General features: G+C 65.4%; 25 protein-coding genes. 9 read left to right on the plus strand and 16 right to left on the minus strand.

Features of this window, described 5'->3' with window-relative positions; genetic code table 11:
• Positions 1-47 precede the first annotated feature (47 nt).
• Positions 48-905, plus strand: a complete 858-nt coding sequence (locus TZ00_RS03960; RefSeq protein ID WP_044439525.1) for a PhzF family phenazine biosynthesis protein — start codon at positions 48-50, stop codon at positions 903-905.
• Positions 906-909: 4 nt separating this feature from the next.
• Here TZ00_RS03960 and TZ00_RS03965 read toward each other — a convergent pair whose 3' ends face one another.
• On the minus strand, positions 910-1,497 hold the full coding sequence (locus TZ00_RS03965; RefSeq protein WP_044439527.1) for a helix-turn-helix domain-containing protein: 588 nt from the start codon (positions 1,495-1,497) through the stop codon (positions 910-912).
• Positions 1,498-1,606: 109 nt separating this feature from the next.
• On the opposite strand from TZ00_RS03965, the gene TZ00_RS20055 reads away from it, so the two are divergent.
• On the plus strand, positions 1,607-1,879 hold the full coding sequence (locus tag TZ00_RS20055; RefSeq protein ID WP_044439528.1) for a hypothetical protein: 273 nt from the start codon (positions 1,607-1,609) through the stop codon (positions 1,877-1,879).
• 20 nt (positions 1,880-1,899) lie between these two features.
• Here the strand turns inward: TZ00_RS20055 and TZ00_RS03975 are convergent, their stop codons facing one another.
• Entirely contained in the window at positions 1,900-3,357 is a 1,458-nt protein-coding gene (locus tag TZ00_RS03975) for a serine hydrolase (RefSeq protein ID WP_084605907.1), read from the minus strand.
• A 78-nt stretch (positions 3,358-3,435) separates the two neighbouring features.
• Positions 3,436-3,804 (minus strand): hypothetical protein, encoded by a 369-nt coding sequence (locus tag TZ00_RS03980; protein WP_139368733.1) that lies wholly within the window; start codon positions 3,802-3,804, stop codon positions 3,436-3,438.
• Positions 3,805-3,933: 129 nt separating this feature from the next.
• Here TZ00_RS03980 and TZ00_RS03985 point away from each other — a divergent pair, with 129 nt between their 5' ends.
• Positions 3,934-4,812 (plus strand): lysophospholipid acyltransferase family protein, encoded by an 879-nt coding sequence (locus TZ00_RS03985; protein ID WP_238579575.1) that lies wholly within the window; start codon positions 3,934-3,936, stop codon positions 4,810-4,812.
• Between the two features lie 43 nt (positions 4,813-4,855).
• On the opposite strand, the gene TZ00_RS03990 is transcribed toward TZ00_RS03985, so the two are convergent.
• The 10 genes from TZ00_RS03990 to TZ00_RS04035 all read right to left on the minus strand — a co-directional run bounded on the left by TZ00_RS03990 (position 4,856) and on the right by TZ00_RS04035 (position 13,112).
• Positions 4,856-6,328: an NAD-dependent succinate-semialdehyde dehydrogenase gene (locus TZ00_RS03990; protein ID WP_044439531.1), complete on the minus strand. Its 1,473-nt coding sequence runs from the start codon at positions 6,326-6,328 to the stop codon at positions 4,856-4,858.
• Positions 6,329-6,332: 4 nt separating this feature from the next.
• Positions 6,333-7,097 carry a carboxymuconolactone decarboxylase family protein gene (locus tag TZ00_RS03995; protein ID WP_044439532.1) on the minus strand — a complete coding sequence of 255 codons (765 nt, stop codon included), beginning with the start codon at positions 7,095-7,097 and terminating at the stop codon, positions 6,333-6,335.
• A 109-nt stretch (positions 7,098-7,206) separates the two neighbouring features.
• Positions 7,207-7,908, minus strand: a complete 702-nt coding sequence (locus TZ00_RS04000) for a GntR family transcriptional regulator (protein ID WP_052521260.1) — start codon at positions 7,906-7,908, stop codon at positions 7,207-7,209.
• Between the two features lie 57 nt (positions 7,909-7,965).
• Positions 7,966-8,865: an NAD(P)-dependent oxidoreductase gene (locus TZ00_RS04005; protein WP_044439534.1), complete on the minus strand. Its 900-nt coding sequence runs from the start codon at positions 8,863-8,865 to the stop codon at positions 7,966-7,968.
• Entirely contained in the window at positions 8,852-9,256 is a 405-nt protein-coding gene (locus TZ00_RS04010; protein WP_044439535.1) for a carboxymuconolactone decarboxylase family protein, read from the minus strand. Before TZ00_RS04010 ends, TZ00_RS04005 begins: the two co-directional genes overlap by 14 nt.
• The gene (locus tag TZ00_RS04015; protein ID WP_044439536.1) at positions 9,253-9,651 is read right to left on the minus strand and encodes a cupin domain-containing protein; all 399 of its coding nucleotides are present in this window, start codon (positions 9,649-9,651) and stop codon (positions 9,253-9,255) included. The genes TZ00_RS04010 and TZ00_RS04015 overlap by 4 nt, the downstream gene beginning before the upstream one ends.
• Positions 9,648-10,550, minus strand: a complete 903-nt coding sequence (locus TZ00_RS04020; RefSeq protein ID WP_044439537.1) for an NAD(P)-dependent oxidoreductase — start codon at positions 10,548-10,550, stop codon at positions 9,648-9,650. Before TZ00_RS04020 ends, TZ00_RS04015 begins: the two co-directional genes overlap by 4 nt.
• Positions 10,547-11,458 carry an SDR family NAD(P)-dependent oxidoreductase gene (locus tag TZ00_RS04025; RefSeq protein WP_044439538.1) on the minus strand — a complete coding sequence of 304 codons (912 nt, stop codon included), beginning with the start codon at positions 11,456-11,458 and terminating at the stop codon, positions 10,547-10,549. The genes TZ00_RS04020 and TZ00_RS04025 overlap by 4 nt, the downstream gene beginning before the upstream one ends.
• Positions 11,455-12,300, minus strand: a complete 846-nt coding sequence (locus tag TZ00_RS04030; RefSeq protein ID WP_044439539.1) for an N-acyl homoserine lactonase family protein — start codon at positions 12,298-12,300, stop codon at positions 11,455-11,457. Before TZ00_RS04030 ends, TZ00_RS04025 begins: the two co-directional genes overlap by 4 nt.
• On the minus strand, positions 12,297-13,112 hold the full coding sequence (locus TZ00_RS04035; protein WP_044439540.1) for an N-acyl homoserine lactonase family protein: 816 nt from the start codon (positions 13,110-13,112) through the stop codon (positions 12,297-12,299). Before TZ00_RS04035 ends, TZ00_RS04030 begins: the two co-directional genes overlap by 4 nt.
• Before the next feature lie 311 nt (positions 13,113-13,423).
• Here TZ00_RS04035 and TZ00_RS04040 point away from each other — a divergent pair, with 311 nt between their 5' ends.
• The 5 genes from TZ00_RS04040 to TZ00_RS04060 all read left to right on the plus strand — a co-directional run bounded on the left by TZ00_RS04040 (position 13,424) and on the right by TZ00_RS04060 (position 18,904).
• Positions 13,424-14,401 carry a sugar ABC transporter substrate-binding protein gene (locus TZ00_RS04040; RefSeq protein ID WP_044439541.1) on the plus strand — a complete coding sequence of 326 codons (978 nt, stop codon included), beginning with the start codon at positions 13,424-13,426 and terminating at the stop codon, positions 14,399-14,401.
• 152 nt (positions 14,402-14,553) lie between these two features.
• A complete protein-coding gene (locus tag TZ00_RS04045) occupies positions 14,554-15,513 on the plus strand; it encodes a sugar ABC transporter substrate-binding protein (RefSeq protein WP_052521261.1) in 960 nt (319 codons plus the stop codon).
• Between the two features lie 47 nt (positions 15,514-15,560).
• Complete coding sequence (locus TZ00_RS04050) at positions 15,561-17,099, plus strand: sugar ABC transporter ATP-binding protein (protein ID WP_044439543.1); 1,539 nt, start codon at positions 15,561-15,563, stop codon at positions 17,097-17,099.
• Positions 17,096-18,124 (plus strand): ABC transporter permease, encoded by a 1,029-nt coding sequence (locus TZ00_RS04055; RefSeq protein ID WP_084605909.1) that lies wholly within the window; start codon positions 17,096-17,098, stop codon positions 18,122-18,124. The genes TZ00_RS04050 and TZ00_RS04055 overlap by 4 nt, the downstream gene beginning before the upstream one ends.
• A 57-nt stretch (positions 18,125-18,181) precedes the next feature.
• Positions 18,182-18,904 (plus strand): SDR family NAD(P)-dependent oxidoreductase, encoded by a 723-nt coding sequence (locus TZ00_RS04060; RefSeq protein WP_044439544.1) that lies wholly within the window; start codon positions 18,182-18,184, stop codon positions 18,902-18,904.
• A 7-nt stretch (positions 18,905-18,911) separates the two neighbouring features.
• Here the strand turns inward: TZ00_RS04060 and TZ00_RS04065 are convergent, their stop codons facing one another.
• The 3 genes from TZ00_RS04065 to TZ00_RS04075 form a co-directional block, all read right to left on the minus strand.
• Positions 18,912-19,673, minus strand: coding sequence for a class I SAM-dependent methyltransferase (locus TZ00_RS04065; protein WP_044439545.1), 762 nt, complete (start codon positions 19,671-19,673; stop codon positions 18,912-18,914).
• Between the two features lie 147 nt (positions 19,674-19,820).
• Positions 19,821-20,798, minus strand: a complete 978-nt coding sequence (locus tag TZ00_RS04070; RefSeq protein ID WP_044439546.1) for a zinc-binding dehydrogenase — start codon at positions 20,796-20,798, stop codon at positions 19,821-19,823.
• A 44-nt stretch (positions 20,799-20,842) separates the two neighbouring features.
• A complete protein-coding gene (locus TZ00_RS04075) occupies positions 20,843-21,232 on the minus strand; it encodes a DUF1304 domain-containing protein (protein ID WP_044439547.1) in 390 nt (129 codons plus the stop codon).
• 80 nt (positions 21,233-21,312) lie between these two features.
• Here TZ00_RS04075 and TZ00_RS04080 point away from each other — a divergent pair, with 80 nt between their 5' ends.
• Positions 21,313-21,900, plus strand: a complete 588-nt coding sequence (locus TZ00_RS04080) for a TetR/AcrR family transcriptional regulator (RefSeq protein ID WP_044439548.1) — start codon at positions 21,313-21,315, stop codon at positions 21,898-21,900.
• Positions 21,901-22,001 lie beyond the last annotated feature (101 nt).

Raw genomic sequence — 22,001 nt, forward strand, 5'->3', positions numbered from 1 at the left:
ACTCGCCCGGCATCGAACTCGTCGCGCGGTTCTGCCACGATGAATACATGACCGACGCGACCACGGCACTGAGATACACGGCATTCGCCGACGCACCCGGCGGTGGCAATCCGGCCGGAATCGTGCTCGACGCCTCTCTGCTCGGCGATGCCGAGATGCAGGCGATCGCAGCCGAGATCGGATTCGCCGAGACCGCATTCATCACGGAGCAGAGCGTCAGGGGCGACGACCGACGCGTGCGAGTCCGTTACTTCTCGCCGCTGGCGGAGGTTCCGTTCTGCGGCCATGCGACCGTAGCTACCGCTGTGGCGCTCGCACACCGAGATGGGCCGGGCGACTTCGTATTCGAGACTTCCGTCGGCCCGGTGACGATCACGACAGCGACAGCTGACGGGGAGGTCACGGCATCGTTCACGAGTGTGGAGCCGTCGATCGAACCGTTCGGTGAGGGCATCCTCGAAGCGTTGCTTGGCCTTCTCTCGACGTCGCTCGATCGTCTTGACCCCACCTACCCGCCGCGTGTCTCGTTCGCCGGCAACAGGCATCCGGTTCTCGTGTTCGCCGAGCGCAGCGAGTTCGACTCGTTCACATTCGACCCCGACGCGATGAGAGAGTTGATGCACGAGCAGGGGTGGACGGGCACTGTCACAACGGTCTTCCCGACGGGCGCCGCCGAGTTCGACAGCCGCAACATTTTTCCGGTGGGGGAGATCACGGAAGACCCGGCCACAGGCTCCGCGGCCGCCGCGTTCGGTGCCTATCTGCGGGTGCTCGGGCTGGTCGACGCTCCGACAGAGATCGAGATAACCCAGGGGTCGCACATCGGCAGGCCCAGCCGACTTCTTGTGCACATCCCGGCCACTGGCGGCATCGTCGTGACGGGAACGGCGACCCCGATCGCTTGACGGGTCAGGCCCGCGCCTTCTGCGCGCTCTTCGCCCGCAGGTGCATGCGCTGCCCCTGCTTGCCGAACATGCTGAGGATCTCGACGGCGCCGCTGCCGGCTGAACCGAACCAGTGCGGGTTGAGGGTGTCGAACTCGGCCGCTTCTCCTTCGTTGAGAACGAGGTCGTGCTCACCCAATACGACGCGGAGTCGGCCAGACAGAACGTAGAGCCACTCGTGTCCCGTATGCGTGTGCAACTCGACGACGCGTTCGGTGGCTGGAATGGTGATCTTGTATGCCTGTAGTTCACCCGGATGCTGCGACAGTGGCGTGAGCACACGGCCCTCGGCGCGCTTCGGCGAGATGCGCGAATCCTCCGTCTTTGGCGACCTCACGATCTCGTCGAGCGACACCGACAGTGCGGCTATTACAGGCAGAAGCAGTTCGAGACTCGGCTTTCGTTGACCCGACTCGAGTCGTGAGAGTGTGCTGCGCGAGATGCCGGTAGCCCGCGACAACTCGTCGAGCGTCATATCCTTCTTCTGTCGAGCACGACGCAGGCGCGGGGCGACCTGTTCGAGCTCTCGCAGGATGTTTTGCGTGACGCTCATATGCCCATCGAATCAGCTCGTCCCAGTTTCGGCAACAAACCACGTGACGTGCGCGCGACCGGTGTCATCGTGAGGGCATTACCGCACCCCTGTCACAGAGGAGAATCCCATGTCCGAGAGCACATCGCAGCCGTGGACCGGCCCCGTTCCGGTTCCCGTGCAGCCGCCCTCCATCCATATCCGAGCCGTGATCACCTGGATTGCGATCTTCCCCCTCGTGAGCCTCGGTTTCTTCGTCATCGCGCCCTTCTCTGGAGACTGGCATCCAGTGCTGCGCGCTTTGGTTCTGACGCTCGTGGTCGTGCCACTGGCCGTCTATCTGGTCGTGCCGCAGCTGATGCGTGCACACGGGGCCATCCAGCGCCGGCGTCGCCGCAGCTGAGCGACGAGCGCAGCGCGCGCCTACTCGCCGGCGAGGAGCGCGGCAGCGTCGGTGACGTTTCCGAAGACGAGTGCCGTGTCGGTGACGTCGGCCGGGTCGAGCGACGACGACTGCATGGTGATCACGAAGCGCTCACCGTCGGCGCGTTCGAGCAGCCAACTGCCCGCGAGGACGCCGGGCGCGCTGCCGCCCTTGAACGCGACGTAGGGGAACACCTCGGAGTCGAACTGCAGCCCGGGGTTGGCAGACAGGATGCCGCGCACCGGCTCGCCCGTCGGCGTCGCGGCCTTCTGCTGCAGGGCAAGATGGGCCGAAATCAGGTCGTCCGGGTTGGCGAACCAGTCGATTCCCTGCTGCCAGGCGCTCTTCGAGAGATCGAACGACGACAGCTCAAGTACGCCGCCTGGCATGGAACCGAGTGTTGCTCGACGCTCATCGACGGTGGCATCCGCCCACGCGGCGCGGGCGTCGCCGAAGTCGGCACCCCATCCGATCTGGAAGAACTCTCTGGTCTTCGCAAAGGGGGTGTTGAGAGCCGGATCGTGGTGACCCATGACTGCAAGCTGCGCTTCGACGGCCTCGCGTCCAACCCTGTCGATCAGCAGATCAGTGGCCGTGTTGTCGCTGATCCCGATCATCTTCGCAGCGGCATCGCGAACGCTCACGAGAGTGCCGCTGGGAAGATCCTGCAGTTCGCCCGACGGAAGGCTGCGCGTGTCATCGGAGATGATCAGGTTGTCGTCCCACGACAGAGTGCCGGCCGCCACGGCATCGGCCACGGCTCCGAGAACGTAGAGCTTGAAGATCGAACCGAGAGGCTTGGTCTCGTCGCCCGCGACGTCGACGATGCGCTCGCCGGTGCCCGCGGCATCCGCTGAACCGGCGGCATCCGCCGAGGCAGGGATGCGCGTGACGGTCATGCTCGTGTCGGCGTCGAGAGCGGCGACATTCTTCTCGAGTTCCTTCCAACTCGCTGCGGGCGTGCGGTCGGCCGGCGGCTGCTGGAACAGCAGGCCGTTGATGAGCTGCTGCTCGTCGACGGAGATCTGCATCTGCAGCTCGGCGGAGGAACTGTGCAGCAGAACGGTGAGGCCGCTCGCCGCTTCGGTCACGCTCGTCGCAATCCACGGCTTCGCATCGCCCATCTGCCCGAAGACGGCGACCATCTGACTGGCCGGCACCTGCTCGAGCATCATCGGCGCGATGTTCTCGGCGATCTCCGCCTCAGCCGTCTTTTCGTCGGCGTTGATGGACTCGAGCACCCACTGCGCCTTCTGGCCCACCGCCGTCTCGGGCAGCGCCACAGCCGTTGGCGCTGCGGATGCCTCGGGGCTACTCGAGGCACAGGCCGATACGACGAGGGTCACGGCCGTCGCGAGAGCCGCGAAGATCGAGCGCCTCCGCGAAGATGCTGCGCGAGTGGCCCTTGTGCTGCGAGACGTGGTGGAAGAAGAGGCGAGATGGCGGGTCGTCGTCATATTTTCAGTCTGACGAGAGCCCGTAGACTGCACATCCCCCGAGCGAACTACCTTCGCCCGTGCCCTCCGTCTGTCGGGCTACCTGAGTTCGTCGAAGTACGAGATGTTCGCGTCGTTGCGCTCGCGGGCGGCGGCGGCGCGCTCCTCGCGGATACGCTCCTGCTTCTCCTGCCGGCGGGCGAGTTCTTCTTGGTTCACCTCGACACGGCGAACGGTGACGCCGCCCTTGGTGGGAGGGCTCGTGCGCTTGGCTGCGGTGGCAGTGCGCGTCGTTCCGGATGCGGGGGCCTTGCGGGGTGCGGCAGCAGGGCGGCCGGCGCCCGGGCTGGTTCCTGATCCTGCGCAGCGGAATCCGGTTTTGTCTTCATGCTGCACGAGTGTCTGCGAGACGATGCCCACGGCGACAGTGCGCGAGCAGACGGGGCATTTCGATCCAGCATTAGCCATGGGGTGTGTGGTCTCCTCGGGTTTCGACCATCGTGTGGGTACCCCTTATTTTCGCACGGATCGAGGTGAAAGGAATGCCCCCGTGGCAACCCCGCCGCCACCAAATCGGGGTGGTCGTAGGCTGGTGAGATGACCCACTACGAGACCCCACGACCGAGCGTTTCGCCCGACGAGGCACGTCGTCGGCAGGTCGCAGCAGACGGGATCGCCGATCGCGCCGAGGGCGAGAACATGACGCGGCGCCCCAGCGAACCCATCTATTCGACGGCCGTCGGTGTCGGGCGCATGCTCTTCGCCGGTCTGCGCACGAAGCGCTCCGCCGTGGGCCTCGAGAACATCCCGTCGCACGGCGGTGCCGTCTTGGCCATGACCCACTTCGGCTACCTCGAGTTCGCCCTGGTCGAGTGGCAGACGTGGCTGCACAACCGACGCCGCATCCGGTTCATGGCAACCAAGCGAGCCTTCGACAAGCCCGGCGTCGGCTGGCTGCTACGTGGCATGCGGCACATCTCTGTCGACATGAAGGCGGGAGCGGCCGCATTCGAGAACGCGGTGTCGGCCCTGAAATCGGGCGAACTCGTCGGAGTCTTTCCCGAGGCGGGGGTGAGCTCGTCGTTCACCGTTCGCGAGCTCAAGTCGGGGGCCGCCCGCCTGGCGCGCGATGCCGGGGTGCCGATCATTCCCGTCGCCGTCTGGGGCGGCCAGAGGCTTCTCACGAAGAATCGCTCGATTCCCCTGAGGCAGCGCTTCGGGGTGCCGGTGCACTTCGCCTTCGGCAAGCCGATCGCGGTGGGTGAGACGGATGACATCGCCCAGGTCACAGATACTCTGCGCACGACGCTCCAGACGATGGTCGACGGACTTCAGGCGAGCTATCCCGTCGACGGAACGGGTCAGTGGTGGCAACCGCGATCGCTCGGCGGCACGGCCCCGACGGTTGCCGAGGCCGCCGAGGCCGACGCTCAGCGCGAGTTGCGCCGCGAGGCCGAGCGCGCCGCGAAGGACTGACGGCCGAACCGCAATCCTCTCGGCACTCAACGGGTGCGGAAGGTCACCTCACTCCCAGCGACACGTACTTCGTCTCCAGGTACTCGCTGATCCCCTCGTTCCCGCCTTCGCGGCCATAGCCACTGGATTTGATCCCGCCGAACGGAGCCGCGGTATTCGAGAGCACGCCGCGGTTGAGGCCGACCATTCCCGCTTGAAGTCCTTCGATCACCCGTACACCCCGGTCGAGGTCGCGAGTGAAGACGTAGGAAGCCAGGCCGAATTCGCTGGAGTTGGCGAGGTCGAGCACCTCCTTCTCGGTGTTGAACGCGACGATGGGTGCGACGGGCCCGAAGATCTCCTCGCGAACCAGCCGTGAGTTCGCAGGAACCCCGGTGACGATCATCGGCGCGCACCACGCCCCTGCCGAGTCGGGCACGTCGCCCGCGTACTCGATGCGGGCGCCGTCGTCGAGCGCCGACTCCACCAGCTCGGTCACCTTCGTTACGGCGGCAGCGTCGATGAGCGGACCCAGCGTGACGCCATCGACGGTGCCTCGGCCGACCACGATGTTTTCGAACCGGGCACTCAGGGCGGCGGTGAAGGCATCCAGTACCGAGCTGTGCACGTAGAAGCGATTTGCCGCAGTGCACGCCTCGCCGTTGTTGCGAAGCTTCGCGCGCACCGCCTCGTCGGCGGCCATCTCGATGTCGGCGTCGTCGAAGACGATGAACGGGGCGTTGCCGCCGAGTTCCAGAGACGTGCGAAGCACACCCCGTGCCGACTGTTCGGCAAGGCGGATGCCGACCTCCGTCGACCCGGTGAACGACAGTTTGCGGAGTCGGCCGTCGCCGATGATCTCTGACACGACGGCCGATGCCCTCGACGTGGGGATGACGCTCAGCACGCCCTCGGGGAGCCCTGCTTCGAGCAGGATCTCGGCCAGCGCGAGCATCGAGAGCGGCGTCTGCTTCGCGGGCTTGATGATGATCGTGCACCCGGCGGCGATCGCGGGTCCGATCTTGCGGGTGCCCATGGCCAGCGGAAAGTTCCACGGGGTGACGAGGAGGCACGGCCCGACCGGCTGCGCCATCGTGATCAGGCGGGAGCCCCCGTCAGGAGCCATTCGCCAGCCGCCGGAGATTCGCACCCCCTCTTCAGAGAACCAGCGAAAGAAGTCCGCCGCGTAGTGCACCTCGGAGAGCGACTCGGCCAGTGGCTTGCCCATTTCGAGCGTCATGAGGAGAGCCAGGTCGTCGGCACGGGCCGTCATGAGTTCGAATGCGCGGCGCAGTATCTCACCGCGCTCACGCGGCGGTACGGCGGCCCAGGTCGGCTGGGTCTCGTGCGCGATCCGGATGCTCTCCCGTGCGTCGTCGACACTGGCATCGGCGATGTGCGCGATGACCAGGCCGGTCGACGGGTCGTCGACAGCGAGCGTGGCGCCTGTGCTGGAATCCTGCCAACGGCCGCCGATGAGCAATTGCCGCGGAACAGCATCCACGATCGCCGCCTCGCGCGTGGGGGTTGAGGCCATGCGCTCAGTCCTCCTGCTCGAGGGCGGAGATCTCCTCGATGAGAATAGGCACCGCCGTGGTCGCCGCATGGATGCCGATCACACTCGCGATCTCCATCACCTCGAGGATCTCCTCCGTGGTCGCTCCGTAGCCGAGCGCGTTCTCGAGGTGCAGCTTGAGCCCTGGAACATAGAGGTGGGTCGCGGCAGTGTCGAAGGCGATGTAGACCAGCTCGCGCACCTTGGGCGAGAGTGTTCCCGTCTTCCAGGGAACGGAGGAGAACTCTGTGTAGGCCTCGAAGAGTTCGGGGTCGAGCTCGAGCATCTCATCCCAGAACGCGTGCCAGTACCCACGGTTCTCGGTGAACTCGGCCTTGATACGTTCCTGATCTGCCGTCAGGGGTGTGGGCGCCGTGCGCAGGCCCTTTTCTTCGAGCACTTTCACGAGCAGGGGCACGCCGATGTTCATCGCGTGGATTCCGAGCGTCGACGTGAGCTCGAGCACCTCCATGATCTCCTGCGGGGTCGCGCCGACTTTCAGCGCCGCCTTGATGTGCTGCCGGATGCCGGGCACATAGAGATGGGTGGCCGCGGCGTCGACCGCGATGTACATGAACTCCTTGGTCTTGTCGTCGAGGTGGTTCTTGCGCCACGGAACGGCAGAGAAGTTGAGGTAGGCGTGCAGGAACTCGGGATCGAGCTGGAGGATGCTCTCCCACGTGTCTCCCCATGCTCCGCGAACGCGGATGAATTCGGCTTTGATCTCTTCTTGGCGGGTGGTCAGGGCCACGATGTTCTCCTTTGAACTGTCTACGGTTCGAGCGGGTCGACGACGAACCCCGTGGGGTCGACGAAGACTGCCGGGTGATGAATGGATGAAACGTACTGCTGTGCGGGTGCTACTTGTCGGCGGTGAGACTGCCGAGGGCCGTCTTCGCCGCGGAGCGGACGTGGGCCGCGCAGAGCCGGGCTGCTCTCTTTGCGTCGCGGTTGGCCACCGCGTCGGTCACGGCGCGCAACTCGCGCACCACCTCGGGAATACGACCGGCCTCCGACAGCGACGTCGCCCGCAGCACCTGCACTCGAGCCTGGATGCCCTCGAGTAACTGCTGCAGGGCTGAGCTCTGCGCCCCCTCGATGAGCACGGCGTAGAAGGTGTCCTTCGCCGCGAGGATCGCGCGAACCTCGGTCGTCGACTCGGCCACCGCTGCGAGGTGATCGATGGTTGCCGCGAGTCGCACGACCTGCTCGTCTGATGCGCGCTCCACGAACCTCTGCACCACGAGCGACTCGAGAGCGGCACGAACCTCGTAGAGGTCGATCGCATCCTCGAGCGACGGAGCACTGACGATGGCGCCCTTCTGCGGAACGACGGTCACCAGGCCCTCTGAGGTGAGCTCGCGCAACGCCTCGCGAATCGTGGTGCGGGAGACGCCCAGCTGCTCGATCAGTTCGCGCTCGACGAGGCGCTGCCCGGGCTTGAGGTGAAAGTCCAGGATGGCCTGACGCAGGGCGGTGATGACCTGTTCGCGCAGCGGAGCCGCGATCCTGCCCATCGGTTCGGTGGTCCAGGACGCTGGCAGGGAGTTCGTTGAAGCCATGTCACTCAATATATGTCGGTGAAGCCGGATCGGCGGATACGTACAAAGATCGGCGAATCAGTCCATGGCTCCTCCCTGCAACGGATTCTGGCGCAGCCAGCGCGCGACCTCGGTGTGGTCGGCTCCCTGGCCAAGAGAATCGGATGCTCGCTGCCATCTCTCGACGGCAGTGCGGCCGAGCACGCTGGGCGCGCCGAGCTCCTCCGCGAGGTCGACGGCGATTCGCATGTCTTTGAGCATGAGTCCGAGTCCGAACCCGGAGTCGTAGCTGTCGGTCAAAACGAAGTTGGGCCACTTGTTCTCGGTCGATCCGCTGCGGCCGCTCGAACTGTTGAAGACCCCCAGCAGCACTGCAGGGTCGAGCCCGAAGCGCTCGCCTGCGAGAACGGCCTCGCTCGTGGCCCAGAGGTGGGTGGCCGAGAGCAGATTGTTGAGCGCCTTGGCGGCGTGGCCGGCACCCACCTCGCCCACCCGGGTGGGGCGACCCAGCGCGCTGAGAACGCCCTCCACAGCGGCAGCGTCGTCGGTCGAGCCGCCGACCATGATGGTGAGGCTGCCCGCCCGGGCTCCGGTGACGCCGCCCGACACGGGCGCATCCACGAACCGGATGCCGTCGGCGGCCAGTCTTTGGGCCAGAGCACGGCTACGCAGCGGCTCTGAGGAGCTCATGTCGACGACAATCGCTCCGGCCGCGAGCGCGGAGAGCACCGACTCGTCGCTGAGTACGGCCTCGACGACCGAGGAGTTGGGCAGCATCAAGATCACGACGTCGGAGCCGGCCACGGCATCGGCCGCCGAGGTCGCGGGAGTTCCGCCCGATTCTGCGAGAGTGTCGCGTGCGCTCTCGGCGAGGTCGAATCCTGTGACGCGGTAGCCCGCCGCGACCAGCCGCGACGCCATGGGATTTCCCATGTTGCCGAGGCCGATGAAGCTCACCGATGTATCAGGCTGCGTCATCCGGCCGCACCTCCCGTAGTACGCCCTCGGCGACCCGGAACGACTCGAGCGCGGCCGGAACGCCGACATAGATCGCCGTCTGCAGCAGGGTCTCCTGAATCTCGGAGACCGTGGCTCCGTTCGTGAGCGCACCCTTTACATGCACACCCAGCTCGTGAGAACGATTCAGGGCAGTGAGCATCGCGATATTGAGCAGACTGCGGGTCTTGCGCGGCAGACCGTCGCTCGACCAGACCATGCCCCAGCAGTACTCCGTCACGAGCTCCTGGATCGGCTTGCTGAACTCGCTGACCTGACCGAGCGAACGGTCGACGTGGGCAGCGCCGAGAACCTCGCGGCGCACCTGTAGTCCCTGCTCGTAGGTTTGGCGGTGGGTGTCGTCGCTGGTCATCGGATGCCCTTCGTGGCGGGTGGGTAGTCGGCGTCGGAAACTTCGGAATGCCATTCGGTGCTGCCGAGCGAAATGGCGGTGTGCGACATCACGGTGTCGGCGGTGGCACCGTGCCAGTGCCGCTGCCCGGGCGGAGTCCACACGGTGTCGCCCGCGCGCACTGACTGAGGTTGCTCGCCTTCGGCGCAGACCCAACCTGAGCCGGAGACGATTTCGAGGATCTGTCCACCCTCGTGTTCGTGCCAGAAGGTGTGCGCCCCTGGGGTGAAGGTCACCGTGTTGATCAGCACACCGTCGGTCAAGGGCAGAACGGGGTCAGCCCAGACGTCACCGGTGAACGTTGGTCCGCGCAAGTCGGTCGGGGTGCCGCCAGGGCGGCCCGGAATAACGATCATGAGCCGACCGCCTCGTGCAGCCGCACGCCACCGGAGACATCGCCGATCGCATCCACCACCGTATTGCTGATCTCGTCGGCATAGCCGAGGGCCTTGGCCAGGCCGAAGCTCGCGAGGGGACCCGATGCATTGAGACTGGCCACGCCGAGTGTGCTCACCAGTTCGGTGTAGAGCACCACGTCTTTCATCATGAGCGTGTTGGTGAGGCCGCCCTTGAGGTAGTCGCCGTGAATGATCTTGGGAAAGCGATTCACCGTGGCGAAGTTCACCCCCGAGCTCGCGTTGAACACGTCGAGCAGAACCGCGAGGTCGAGGCCGGCCTTTTTGCCGGCAACCATCACTTCGGCCGTGGCGGCAAGAGAGACGGCGTTGAGAAAGTTGTTGAGCAACTTGGTGGTGTGCCCAGCCCCGCTGTCGCCGACATAGAAGATGTTGCTCGCGAAGCGTTCGAGCACGGGGCGCGCGGTCTCGAGCGCGGACTGCTCTCCGCCCACCATCAGGGTGAGCGCGCCCTTCTCTGCAGCGGCTGCTCCGCCCGAGATTCCGGCGTCGAGATACGACGCGCCCTTCTCTGCCAGAAGGGCCGAGATGCGCCGAGTGGATTCCGGCGCGGCCGTCGACAGGTCGACCACGACCTGGCCGGGGCGGGCGTGAGCGAGTACTCCGTCATCGCCAAGCACAACGGCCTCGACCACGCGGCTGTCGGGCAGAGAGAGCAGCACGATGTCGCTCTGCTCTGTGAGCTGGGCCGAGTTCGTGGCGGCGCGGGCGCCGGCCAGCTCGATGTTCTCGGCCTTCGCGTCGTAGCCGAGCACGTCGATGCCCGCGCCGGTGATGCAGCGGGTCATGCGCCCGCCCATGTTGCCGAGGCCGATGAAGCCGATGTGCTTCTCCGTCATGACTGGTTCTCCTTCTCGTCGGTCTCCGGTGTGGATGGATGCGGGGTGGCTCGGGCGGGGGAGGCTTCGCCTGTGCGGCGGTAGAGCGGATCGTCGACGGTCGCGGTGTCCCAGGCGCCGGCGCCTCCCGAGGGGCGCACGGTGTTCACGATCGTCGCTCCTCCGTCGGCCGAGAGGATCTGCCCCGTCACATACGCGGAGGCATCGCTGAGCAGGAATGCCGCTACGTCGGCGATCTCCTCGGGGCTGCCGGCGCGACGCAGGGGCGTGGTGGATGCCCGGCGTTCCATGTCGTTCTTACCGCCTGTCGCTCCCGCCGCACCGGCGAACAGCTCGGTGGGCACGATGCCCGGCGCCACGCCGTTGACCCGGATGCCCAGGGGGCCGCCGTAGACCGCCGCGCCGTGCACGAGTCCCACGACCGCGTGCTTGGATGTCTGGTACGCGAGCAGGTCGGCACTGCCGGTGAGGCTGGCGATCGACGCGGTCACCACGATCGTTCCGACACTCTTTTGGGCGGAGAACTGCCGGAACGCCGCCCTCAGCCCGAGGAACTGGCCTCGCACATTCACGTTCATCACCCGATCGAAGTCGTCGACCTCGAGGTCGGGCAGCGGAGCGAAGCTGCCGAAGATGCCGGCGTTGAGGTGGTGCAGATCGACATGTCCGAATCTGGCGACCGCCGCATCGAGGTAGTGCTGAACGTCCGCCTCGTTCGATACATCGGCCTGTACGGCGATCGCGGCCACAGGCAGCGATGCCGCCACCCTGTCTGCCGCCTCGCCATCGATGTCGACGACCACGACGTTGGCTCCTGAGGCGGCGAGCCGGCGGGCGGATGCTCGGCCCAGGCCGCCACCGGCTCCGGTGACGACCGCGACCTTTCCGGCGAACTGATCGTCGCTCATCGCTGAACCTCGATCCTGCCGATGCTGGCGGCGAGGCCCGCGAACGGTCCGTCTGCGCCCCATGCCCTGAATCGGCTGAGGGTCTCTGCGTCGTGCCCCGAGACCACGTGATCCGCCTCGCCCGATCGGTTCATGTCTCGGATCAGGTCGAACGCCTCGTACATCTTCACCAGGTCGGCGACGTAAGTGAAGGGCATGTCGCGTTCGTATTCCTCGTAGAAGTGAACGGAGTCGGAGGCGAGCAGCACCGTGCCCTCGCTCGTGGCGACGCGCACCACGCTCTGGCCAGGGGTGTGGCCGCCGACCTGGATGATCTCGATTCCGGGCGCGAGGGTGTGATGAGAGTCGAAGAGGGTCAGCCTGCCCTCAGCCTTCGCCCGGTCGAGCTGGACCAGGTCGTACTCTTCGATGGAGTGGTGGAACTGGGTTCGGGATGCATGGCGGCCTGTCCAGAATTCGTACTCCGCACGTGCGAGCACGATCTCCGAGGCATCGAAGTAGTCCACGTTGCCGGTGTGGTCGTAGTGAGCGTGGGTGATGATCACCGCGGGAGCCGAGTCGGGGGTGATTCCGAGCAGTTCGAACGCCGTGGGCGGGCTGATCAGCACGGTGCGCGCGCGCACCTCGCCGCCGTGTGCGGAGTAGCCGGTGTCGACCACGACGGTGCGCTCGGCATTGCGGATCACCCAGAAGAAGTAGTCCATCTGAATCGACTCATCGGGCTCGCCGTAGAGCGGAAAATTCAGGAAGACGTCACTCTTCACAGTCTGCCGGGTGCCGTGCTTGACGATCAGCACTTCGTAGAGAGCGTGGTCGGGCGCCTCGGGCGATTCGCCGCTCACGCGAGCACGATCGCGACGTCGCCGGCGGCACCCGGGGCGGCAGGAAATCTCTGCCGAGTCCGGCCGTCGTGGCCGGGCACGACGGTGGAGCCGGTCTCTGCCGCCAGGGCGTTGATGAAGGTGAGACCGTCACGCATCTCCTGAATGTCGGTGAAGGCGAAGAACGGCCATTCGTTCTCGATCTGCTCGTAGAAGTGGGCCGCGTCGGAAGCAAGGATGAAGGAGCTGCCCGCGGTCTCGACCCGTACAACGAGTTCACCCGGGCAGTGGCCACCCACGGGGTAGACGGTGATGCCGGGGAAGATCTCGGTCTCTGCGTCGATAAGGCGAAGACGATCCTCCACCTCGGCGATGCGCACGGGAACGAGGTGTTCCTCTACGGTGAACTCACCCTCGAGCTGGCCGGCTTCCCATTTGCCGAACCAGTAGTCGTATTCGGCCCGTCCTGACACCACCTGGGCATTGGTGAAAAGCTTGAGGTAGCCGATGTGGTCGTAGTGAAAGTGCGAGGTGATCACCATGTCGACGGTGAGGGGATCGACGTCGACGAGTTCGAGCGCTCGCGGGGGCGGCGTCACGCTGATCTCCCCGAGCCAGTCGTGGGCGGGGATGTCGTAGCCCGTATCGACGAGGATCGTTGCGTCGCCCGCTCGCAGAACCCAGAAGTTGTAGTCCATGTCGAGGTCGCCGTCGGGCAGGCCGTACGACGCGTAGTCGAAGAAGACGTCGCTTTTGCGGACAACACGCTCTCCGTACTTCACCTGCCAGATCGAGATCGGCCCGTGGCTGGCTTTCGAGAGATCTTCAGACATTTTCATCCCCTTTGATGAGTGGTTCTAATCGTCAAGTCTGCTGGATCGTGGACCATTCTGCTTCTTCGTCGTACGACCCGGCACTGCCTGACTATATGATCGTCATACAAAATACGCAAGCATTTCTCCGGGCGGGAAGAAATTCCCATGATTCCGGCTTTTTGCTCTTGACATCGGCGCGATTGCGGGTCAAGAATACTCGTGATTGTCATACAATCATACGGTCATCCATTCCGCTCGACTGATCGCAGTGTCGCGATTTACCCCGACTCACCGCGCGCAGCCGGCCCATCACAGAAGGGCTATTTGCAATGAAGCGAATCGCCACAGCAGCACTCACGGCACTCGTCGCGCTCTCCCTGGTCGGCTGCGCCGGGGGCGCACCGTCGGCAGACCCGTCGTCGGGCGGGGGTGAGGGGGGAACCAAGGTGCTGGGCATCGTCGCCTACATCGGTAACAACGCGATCAATCAGCAGGCCATCCGTGGCGCACAGTCTGTTGCCGAGGAAGCCGGCTGGGAGGTCAAAGTCACCGACACTCAGGGCAGCGCAGACCAGGCGAACGCGGCCATGTCGTCGTACGCGTCGCAGGGGGTCGATGGAATCCTCACGCTCGTCTTCTCGGCCACCGCACTCGGTTCGGGGTTGGCCGCCGCGCAGGCGGCAGACGTGCCGGTCATCAACTGGGGCGGTGGGCTTGCCGACGGCATCATCGCGACGACGAGCAACGCGGCGGTCGGTGCGGCGTCGGCCAATGCCCTCGTCGACACCATGGGCGACGAGGGCGATGTTCTGGCCCTCACCTTCCACCCCGGCAAGCTCTGCCTCGACCACGGAGACGAGTTCGACGCGGCTGTGGCCAAGAAGCCTGGTCTCAAGATCACCTACAACGAGCTCGTTGTACCCGGCCAGCAGCAGTCCGCGGCAAACTTCACCAGTGCTTGGCTCGCGAGCCACCCCGCAGACGGCGGAAACTACGGAATCTGGACCTGCTGGGACGAGCCCATGGAGGGCATCATCTCGGCGCTCGCCCAGGCCGGCCGCACCGACGTCAAGACCTTCAGCACCAACGGCAGCGCGCCGGGCATCCTCGACGTGCAGGCCGGAACGGTGACCAGTGTCGTGTGGCAGCCATCCGAGGACGAGGGCTCCGCACTGATGAAGGCTCTACTCGACTACATCGCCGACCCCAGCGGGTGGGAGCAGAAGACCATCAAGATCGACGGGGTCGTGGTCGACAAGAGCAATGTCGACGACTTCATCGCCGAACATCCCGACGCCATCAAGTAGATCGCGCAGCACACCCACGGGTCTGCCCGCCTCGGCGGGCCGACCATCCACGGCGACGACGGCATCCGCCGTTCGGCGCGTCAATCAATGACGATTGCGGCCCCATCAGGGGTCGACAGCACTAGAGACAGGTGAACGCAATGAAGCGAACAATGACCATACTCGCCCTGGCGAGTGTCGCGATGCTCGGGTTGGCGGGCTGCAGCGCGCCGGCCAACGACGGCGGATCGAGCGGGCAAGCCTCCCAGAAAACCCTCGGCATCGTGGCTCTCGTCGCCACCGACGCACTCAACGCGGCGGTAATCAAGGGGGCGACGGAGGCTGCGGAGGCTGCGGGTTGGACGGTGACCGTCACAGACACCCAGGGCAGCCCCGACAAGGCGAACGCCGCCATGACGGCGTTCTCCACCACCCAGAAGGTCGATGCGATTCTCGTCTCGGCGTTTGCCAGCAGTTCCATCGGCGGCGGTCTTGCGTCGGCGAAGACAGCGGGCATTCCCGTGGTGAGCTGGGGCGGCGAGCTGGTCGATGGAATCGTCGCCACGACGAGCGCACTGAAAGTGGGCGAGGATTCGGTCGACGCCCTGCTGACCGACTTTGGCGACAGTGGTGACGTACTTGCCCTCACGTATCACACGGGCGTGCTGTGCCTCTATCGCGGCCAGGCCTTCGACGAGGCCATCAAGAAGACGGATATCTCCCTGGTGAGCAACGAGGTCGCCATCCCTGGCCAGGTCGAGGACGGCACCAACTTCACGGCCGCCTGGCTTGCGAGCCACCCAGAAGGCAGCGGCAACTACGCCGTGTGGGGAGCGTGGGACGAGCCGGCCATGGGCGCCATCGCTGCCCTGAAGCAGGCCGGACGCACCGACGTCAAGGTCTACTCGATCAACGGAAGCCCGGCGGCGCTGCAGGCAGTGAAAGACGGCACGATGACGCAGATCATCTGGCAGGACGGCTACACGGAGGGGCAGGAGCTGTTCCAGTCGGTGCTCGACTCGGATAAGGCCGGCGACTCGTGGCAGCCGAAGACGATCGATGTTCCCGGTGTGCTCGTGGACTCGGACACCATCGACGGCTTCCTCGCTGAGCACCCCGACGCGCTCACCTGATCGAGCGCTTGACCCACGTACACCCCCGAAGAAAGGAGTCTCTGCTGATGCAGAGCGAAAGCAGCAGCGCCTGGTTGCAGGTGCGCGGACTGAGTAAGAGCTTCGGGGGTGCCCGCGCTCTCTCCGAGGTGGACATCGACATCCATCGCGGGGAGGTGCACGGGCTCGTCGGGGCCAATGGAGCGGGCAAATCGACCCTCATCCGGTGTCTCGCCGGCATAACGGCGCCCGACACGGGGAGTGTAACGATCGATGGCGACGACGTTCGGATCTCCCAGCCCCGCGATGCCGAGGTGGCAGGGCTCGCGTTCATCCACCAGGAACTCAACCTGGTGCCTCATTTCACGGCCGTGCAGAACATTCTGCTCGGGGCGCCGAAGGTGACCCGTGCGGGCATCATCAACTGGAAGAAATCACGCAAGGTGGCGTACGCGGCCGCTGAACGGATCGGCGTGCAGTTCTCGCTCGAGCGCCGGGTCGAAGACCTGAGCGTGGCGGAGCGCTGGCTTGTGATGATCAGCAAGGCTTTGGTGCGCAACGCCACGATGATCGCGATGGACGAGCCCACTGCGTCACTCTCCGATCACGAGAGTGCGCAGTTGTTCCGAGTGATCCGCGACCTGTCGCGGGATGGCGTCGCCATTCTCTATGTCTCGCACCGCCTTGATGAGGTGCTCGAACTCTCTGACCGCATCACCGTCTTCCGCGACGGCCGGGTGACCGAGACCGCCGTGCGCGGCCAGCTCGACAAGCGCGGTTTGATCCGCGCGATCGTGGGACGCGAGGTCATCGCGGCCGTACGACAGGACCGAAAAGCGACCCCCGGCACCGAGCCGCTCTTCGAAGCCAAGCACGTGGCCAGGGGCTCGGCGGTCAAGGACGTGTCGTTCACGTTGTATCCCGGCGAGGTGCTCGGTCTCGGTGGTCTGGTGGGGGCGGGCCGCACAGAGCTTGCCAGGCTCGCCTTCGGCGCCGACAAGCTCGAGGCGGGCAGCTTCGAGCTGCGCGGACGCCCACTGCAGCCGAACTCGGTTCCGCGCGCCGTCGCCAACGGAATCGGCCTGGTACCCGAGGAACGCAGATCTGAGGGTCTGATGCTCGAGAAGTCGGTCTCGTACAACATGAATGTCGCCGTGCTTCGCTCGCTGCGCAGTGTCCCGGGACTACCGTTCCTCAGCTCCAGCAAGACTCGGGCCCGGTCCAACCGGCTGGTCGATCAACTGCAGATCAAGACGCAGAACATCAACGAACCGATCGGCGGCCTGTCGGGTGGCAACCAGCAGAAGGCATTGATCGCCCGCTGGCTCACGCCGGGAATCCAGGTGCTCTTTCTCGACGAGCCGTCGCGTGGCGTCGATATCGGGGCGCGGCAGGAGATCCACCAGGCCATCCGTGACCTCGCTGACAGGGGCGTGGGTGCCATCGTCATCTCTTCCGATGTGGAGGAACTCGCCGCGCTCTGCGACCGCGTCGTGGTGATGTGCGAGGGACTCGTCAGCGGCGAGGTCTCGGGCGACGAGGTCACGGAACAGAACATCATCGAGCTCAGCTACGCCCACCTGCAAACACAAGGAGAATCGGCATGAACCCCACACCCACCCTCGCGTCCGCTGCCGAGGCGAGCCCTGCGGCCGGGGCTGTCTCGCTCGAGAGGAACCGGCGACGAGTCGCCCTCGTCATCCTGTCGCGCTACGGAACCCTAATCGGATTGACAGCGATGGTCGTCGCCTTCACTATCCGCGCACCCACGACATTCCTCACGCTGCCCAACTTTCTGAACATTCTCAACCAGTCGTCGCTCACGGCGATCATCGCCGCCGGTCTCACCATGACGTTGGTCGTCGGCGAATTCGACCTGAGTATCGGCTACGTCGCCAGCTTTGCCGGCCTCATCGTGGTGGGCTTCATCGCCCGAGACGGGCTGCCCATGCTGCTCGCCGTTCCCTTGGTGCTCCTCATCGGGGCGGGAATCGGAACCACGAGCGGATTCCTCGTGACCAAAGTGCGAATAAATGCGGTGATCGCCACACTCGGAATAGGCACGATCCTGGTCGGAGCCGGCTTTGCGTACAGCGCCTTCCCCATCGCCGCGGGCGTGCCAGCCGAGTTCGTGCAGATCTCGCTCGGCAAGCCGGTCTTCGGCATTCCCAACCCGATCCTGATCATGGTGGTCGTGCTGGCCATCCTCTGGGTCATCCTGAACAAGACCGACCTCGGCCAGAAGATGCAGGCGGTCGGCGGCAACATCGAAGCCGCGAGGCTCTCGGGGATCCGGGTCGACCGCGTCAAGATGTTCGCTTTCGCCACCGCCGGCGTGTGCGCCGCACTCACCGGCACACTTCTCTCGAGCCTGCTGGGCAGCGGCACTCTTGCCGCCGCCGACGGGTACCTTTTGGATGCTTTTGCCGCCGTCTTCCTCGGATCGGCAACTCTGCGCGACGGTGAGTTCCACATTGTCGGCACCCTCGTTGGAGTGCTGATCATCGCCGTCGGATTCAACGGGCTCAGCATCTTCGGAGCGCCCACGTTCTTCCAGCCCATTTTCAAGGGCGCGATCCTCGTGCTCGCGGTCGGGCTGTCGACGCTCGCCAGGCGCTACGCCAAGGCTTAGCGCCGTTTCCCCTCACGACACCTCACCACTCACCACCACACTAAGGAGCACATCATCATGGACCGACTTCAGGGCAAGGTCGCACTGATCACCGGCGGCGCACGCGGCCAGGGCCGCGAGATGGCCGAACTCTTCACCGCGGAGGGTGCCACGGTCATCGCTGGCGACGTGCTCGACGCAGCGGACACGGAGTCGAGCGCGGTCACCTTCGTCAGACTCGACGTCACGAGCGAGGAATCGTGGAAGAGCGTTATCGACGAGATCGTGGCCACGCACGGCAAGCTCGACATTCTCGTCAACAACGCGGCGATCATCACCTACGAGTCCATTCTCGACACCACCGTCGAGATCTGGAATCGAATCATCGATGTCGACCAGAAAGGCGTCTTCCTCGGTATGCGGGAGGCGCTGCCGCACCTCATCAAGACCGGCAAGGGCGCCATCGTCAACGTCTCATCCATCTGGGGGCTGGCCGCTGTGCCCAGCGCCCACGCGTATCACGCGGCCAAGGGTGCCATTCTCAATATGACCAAGAACGTGGCCTCCGCGCACGGCGAAGACGGGGTGCGGGCCAACTCGCTGCATCCGGGCTACATCCTGTCGCCCATGAACGAGCACCAGGCACCCGAAATCAACGCCGCGCTCACGGCGGGCACGCTTCTCAAACGTCCGGGTATGCCGATCGAGACGGCGTATGCAGCCCTGTTTCTGGCGAGCGACGAGGCGAGCTACGTCACAGGAACGTCGTTGGTCGTCGATGGAGGCTACCTGGCTCCGTGAGCCTGAGTCACGCGCTCCTGAGTGCCCGCGCGATCGTGACCCGGGTCACGTAGGGCATCGGGTAGCTCGTGCGTCCGGCGAGATCCGGATGCTCGTCGAGCAGCTTTCCGAGGCGCGCGAGCATCTCGTCGCGCTCGGCATCGGCCATCGTGATCACATAGCTGCGCGAGGTGACCATGGCGAAGAACTGCTCGCGGGTCATCTCGGTCACCCAGCGGAACTCGCGGTAGGCCTGCCGCTCGAGCGGCAGGCCTACGGGCGGTGTCACGCTGTCGTACTTCTCGGCCTCGGATGCGCCCATCACCTCGCCGAGTTGCGCGACCCAGTCGACGTCAGCGTCGCGGATGTTCCACACGATCGCGAGGGCGCCACTGGGCTCGAGTACGCGGGCGACCTCGCGCGACGTCGCGTCGACATCGACCCAGTGCCACGCCTGGGCCACGGTGATGAGAGCGGCGCTCGCGTTGTCGAGCGGAAGGTGTTCGCCGCTGCCCTCGAGCGCGGTGACCGTCGGCAGATTCTGGGTGAGTCGTTCGCGCATCACCGCGTCGGGCTCGACGGCGATGACCTCGAAACCGTGGCCCACGAGCCCAGCCGTGAACTTGCCGGTTCCCGCGCCGAGATCAACCACCCGCGAGTCGGCCGGATGCGCTGGGCCGGCCTGGTCGAGGATCCACTCGACGGCATCGGCCGGGTAAGTAGGGCGCCCCCGGTCGTAGTCACCGACATTGCGGCCGAAAGACAGGGCGTGTTTGTCAGTGCGGGGCATGGGTTCGATTCTAGGGATGGCCAGACGAGGCGGGCAGTCCTCTCGAAGCCTCTCCACGCGGCAGCGGATTGACGTGGCGCAGATGGCGACTCAGTCTTGCTGAGAGACCGCCATCTGCGCCACCTCACGCTGCGCCGAGCGAGCAGGCTACGGGCGCAGCAGAACCTTGCCGCCGCGGCCGGCCACGAAGTTCGCGGCACTCGCCTTGCGGGCGTCGTCGAAGGAGTAGATCTCTTCGACGGGCAGGGTCAGAGAACCCTCGCCGATGCGTGTGATCAGCTCGCCGAGCAGTGCGGCGCGCTTCGCGCCGTCCATGCCACCCATGACCTTGCTTCCCCAGAATCCCGAGACCGAGATGCTCTTGAAGATGACCGGGCCGGAGGGGATTTCCATAACGGGGGAGTTCATCGCGCCGAAGACCACGAGGCGTCCGTTTTCGGCCAGTAGCGAGACGATGTCGCCGGCTGCGGATCCGCCGACAGAGTCCACGCCGACGCCGATGGGCGCGCCGGAAGTGATCTCGGTGACGGTCTCGCGCCATCCATCGGTGTCGGTGGCGACGATGTTGCCGATGCCCTGGGCCTTCAGCTCGTCGACGCCGGCGGCGCGGCGCACGAGGCCGAGTACGTTGATTCCGCGGGCCGTCGCGAGCTGGGCCACGAGTCGTCCGACCGCGCCGTTGGCTGCGTTCTGCACGAGCCAGTCGCCCTCGGAGAGGTCGAGGGTGTCGAGCAGGGCGATCGCGCTGAACGGCATCGATACAAGCTGCGAGGCGACCTCGTCGGAGAGCGCGTCGCTCACGGGAATGAGCGCTGCGGCCTTCGCGATGAAGTACTCGGCCCACACTCCGAAGGTTCCTCCGGTTGCGACGCGCTGGCCGATGTGGAGGGTGGTGACGCCCTCGCCGAGCGCGTCGATGACGCCGACGGCTTCGGTGCCTGCCTGGGCGGGAAGTTCGGGCTTGAACCCGTAGGTTCCGCGAATCGTCCACAGGTCGTGGTTGTGGATAGGGCTGAGGACGGTGCGGACACGCACCTCGCCCGCTCCAGGCTCCGGTGTGGGCACGTTCTCGACGGTCAGAACCTCTGCCGGTTCTCCGAATTCGTTGTGGATGATGGCGCGCATGGCGTTCTCGCCTTTCTGTTGTTCTGCGGTGGTGATGGAGTCGGTTAGACGTTGAGGGAGATGATCGTGGCGATCACGGCCAGCAGGGGCAGTGTGCCCTGCTTGATAGCTGCCGAGCGCTTGTCCGGTGTCGACGCGAACAGCACGAGGGCTGCCGCGAGCATCGACCCGGTGCCGACCAGCATGAGCGCGGGGCCAACGGCGGAGGTGCTCACGAGCACGAACACGATTCCGATGATCGTGGCGATGGCCAGGAAGAGATTGTAGAAGCCCTGGTTGTAGGCGAGGGGCCTGGTCGCCTCGACCTCTGCCGTGGATGCCGGCCCGAAGGTCTTGCGGGCAGCCGGGCCGTCCCAGGCCAGCGACTCCATCCAGAAGATGTAGACGTGCAGCAGGGCAGCGAGTGCAGCGATCACGACTGAAACGATGGCCATGAGAATCTCCTTTTTTTGAACCGACCGTTTCACTATATACTCATTCGACAGGCGCCTGCCAGTGCCGAAAGGAGAAGATCATGGGAAGAACGCGTGCGTTCACAGAAGTCGATGTTGTGCGCTCGGCCCGTGGAGTCTTCTGGAATCGGGGCTACGAAGACACGTCGCTGCCCGATCTCGAGGCGGCGACGGGCCTGAATCGCTCGAGCATCTATCACTCGTTCGGCAGCAAGCGCGGCCTCTTCGACGCCGCCGTCGAGTCGTATCTCGACGACGTCGTTCGGCCCAGGCTCGAACCGCTGCGAGTAGACGAGGTTGCGCCCGGCGCGCTCGAGACCTACTTGCGCGGACTGCGGCACGCCATGGTCGACGAAGATACGGCCCTGGCGAAGAACGGATGCCTGCTGCTCAATGCCACGGGATCATCGCTGGGGCACGAGGAAGGCCTCGCCGCGGTCGTCACGGCCTACACGACCGATCTGCGCGGGGCCGTCGCATCTGGTGTGGCCGCGCGTCGACCGGATCTCTCGCCGGAGGGCCGCGAGTTGCTCACGACGACCTGCGCGGGGCTGGTCTTTGCATCGATGGCCATCGTGCGGGTTGACCGCGCTGCAGCTGCCGCCATTCTCGATGCCGCCCTCGACGCACTGGAGTGCCCCGCTTCCTGACTGACGCCATCCTGGTCATCGACTGCGCAGTCGCTGGGCCTTGGCTGGGTGTTTCTCGCCCGTTCAGCTTCAGAGAGATTTTCTCATTCCACAGGGATACG

Origin of the sequence: Agreia bicolorata (assembly GCF_000938265.1) — a bacterium.
Taxonomy (GTDB): Bacteria; Actinomycetota; Actinomycetes; order Actinomycetales; family Microbacteriaceae; genus Agreia; species Agreia bicolorata.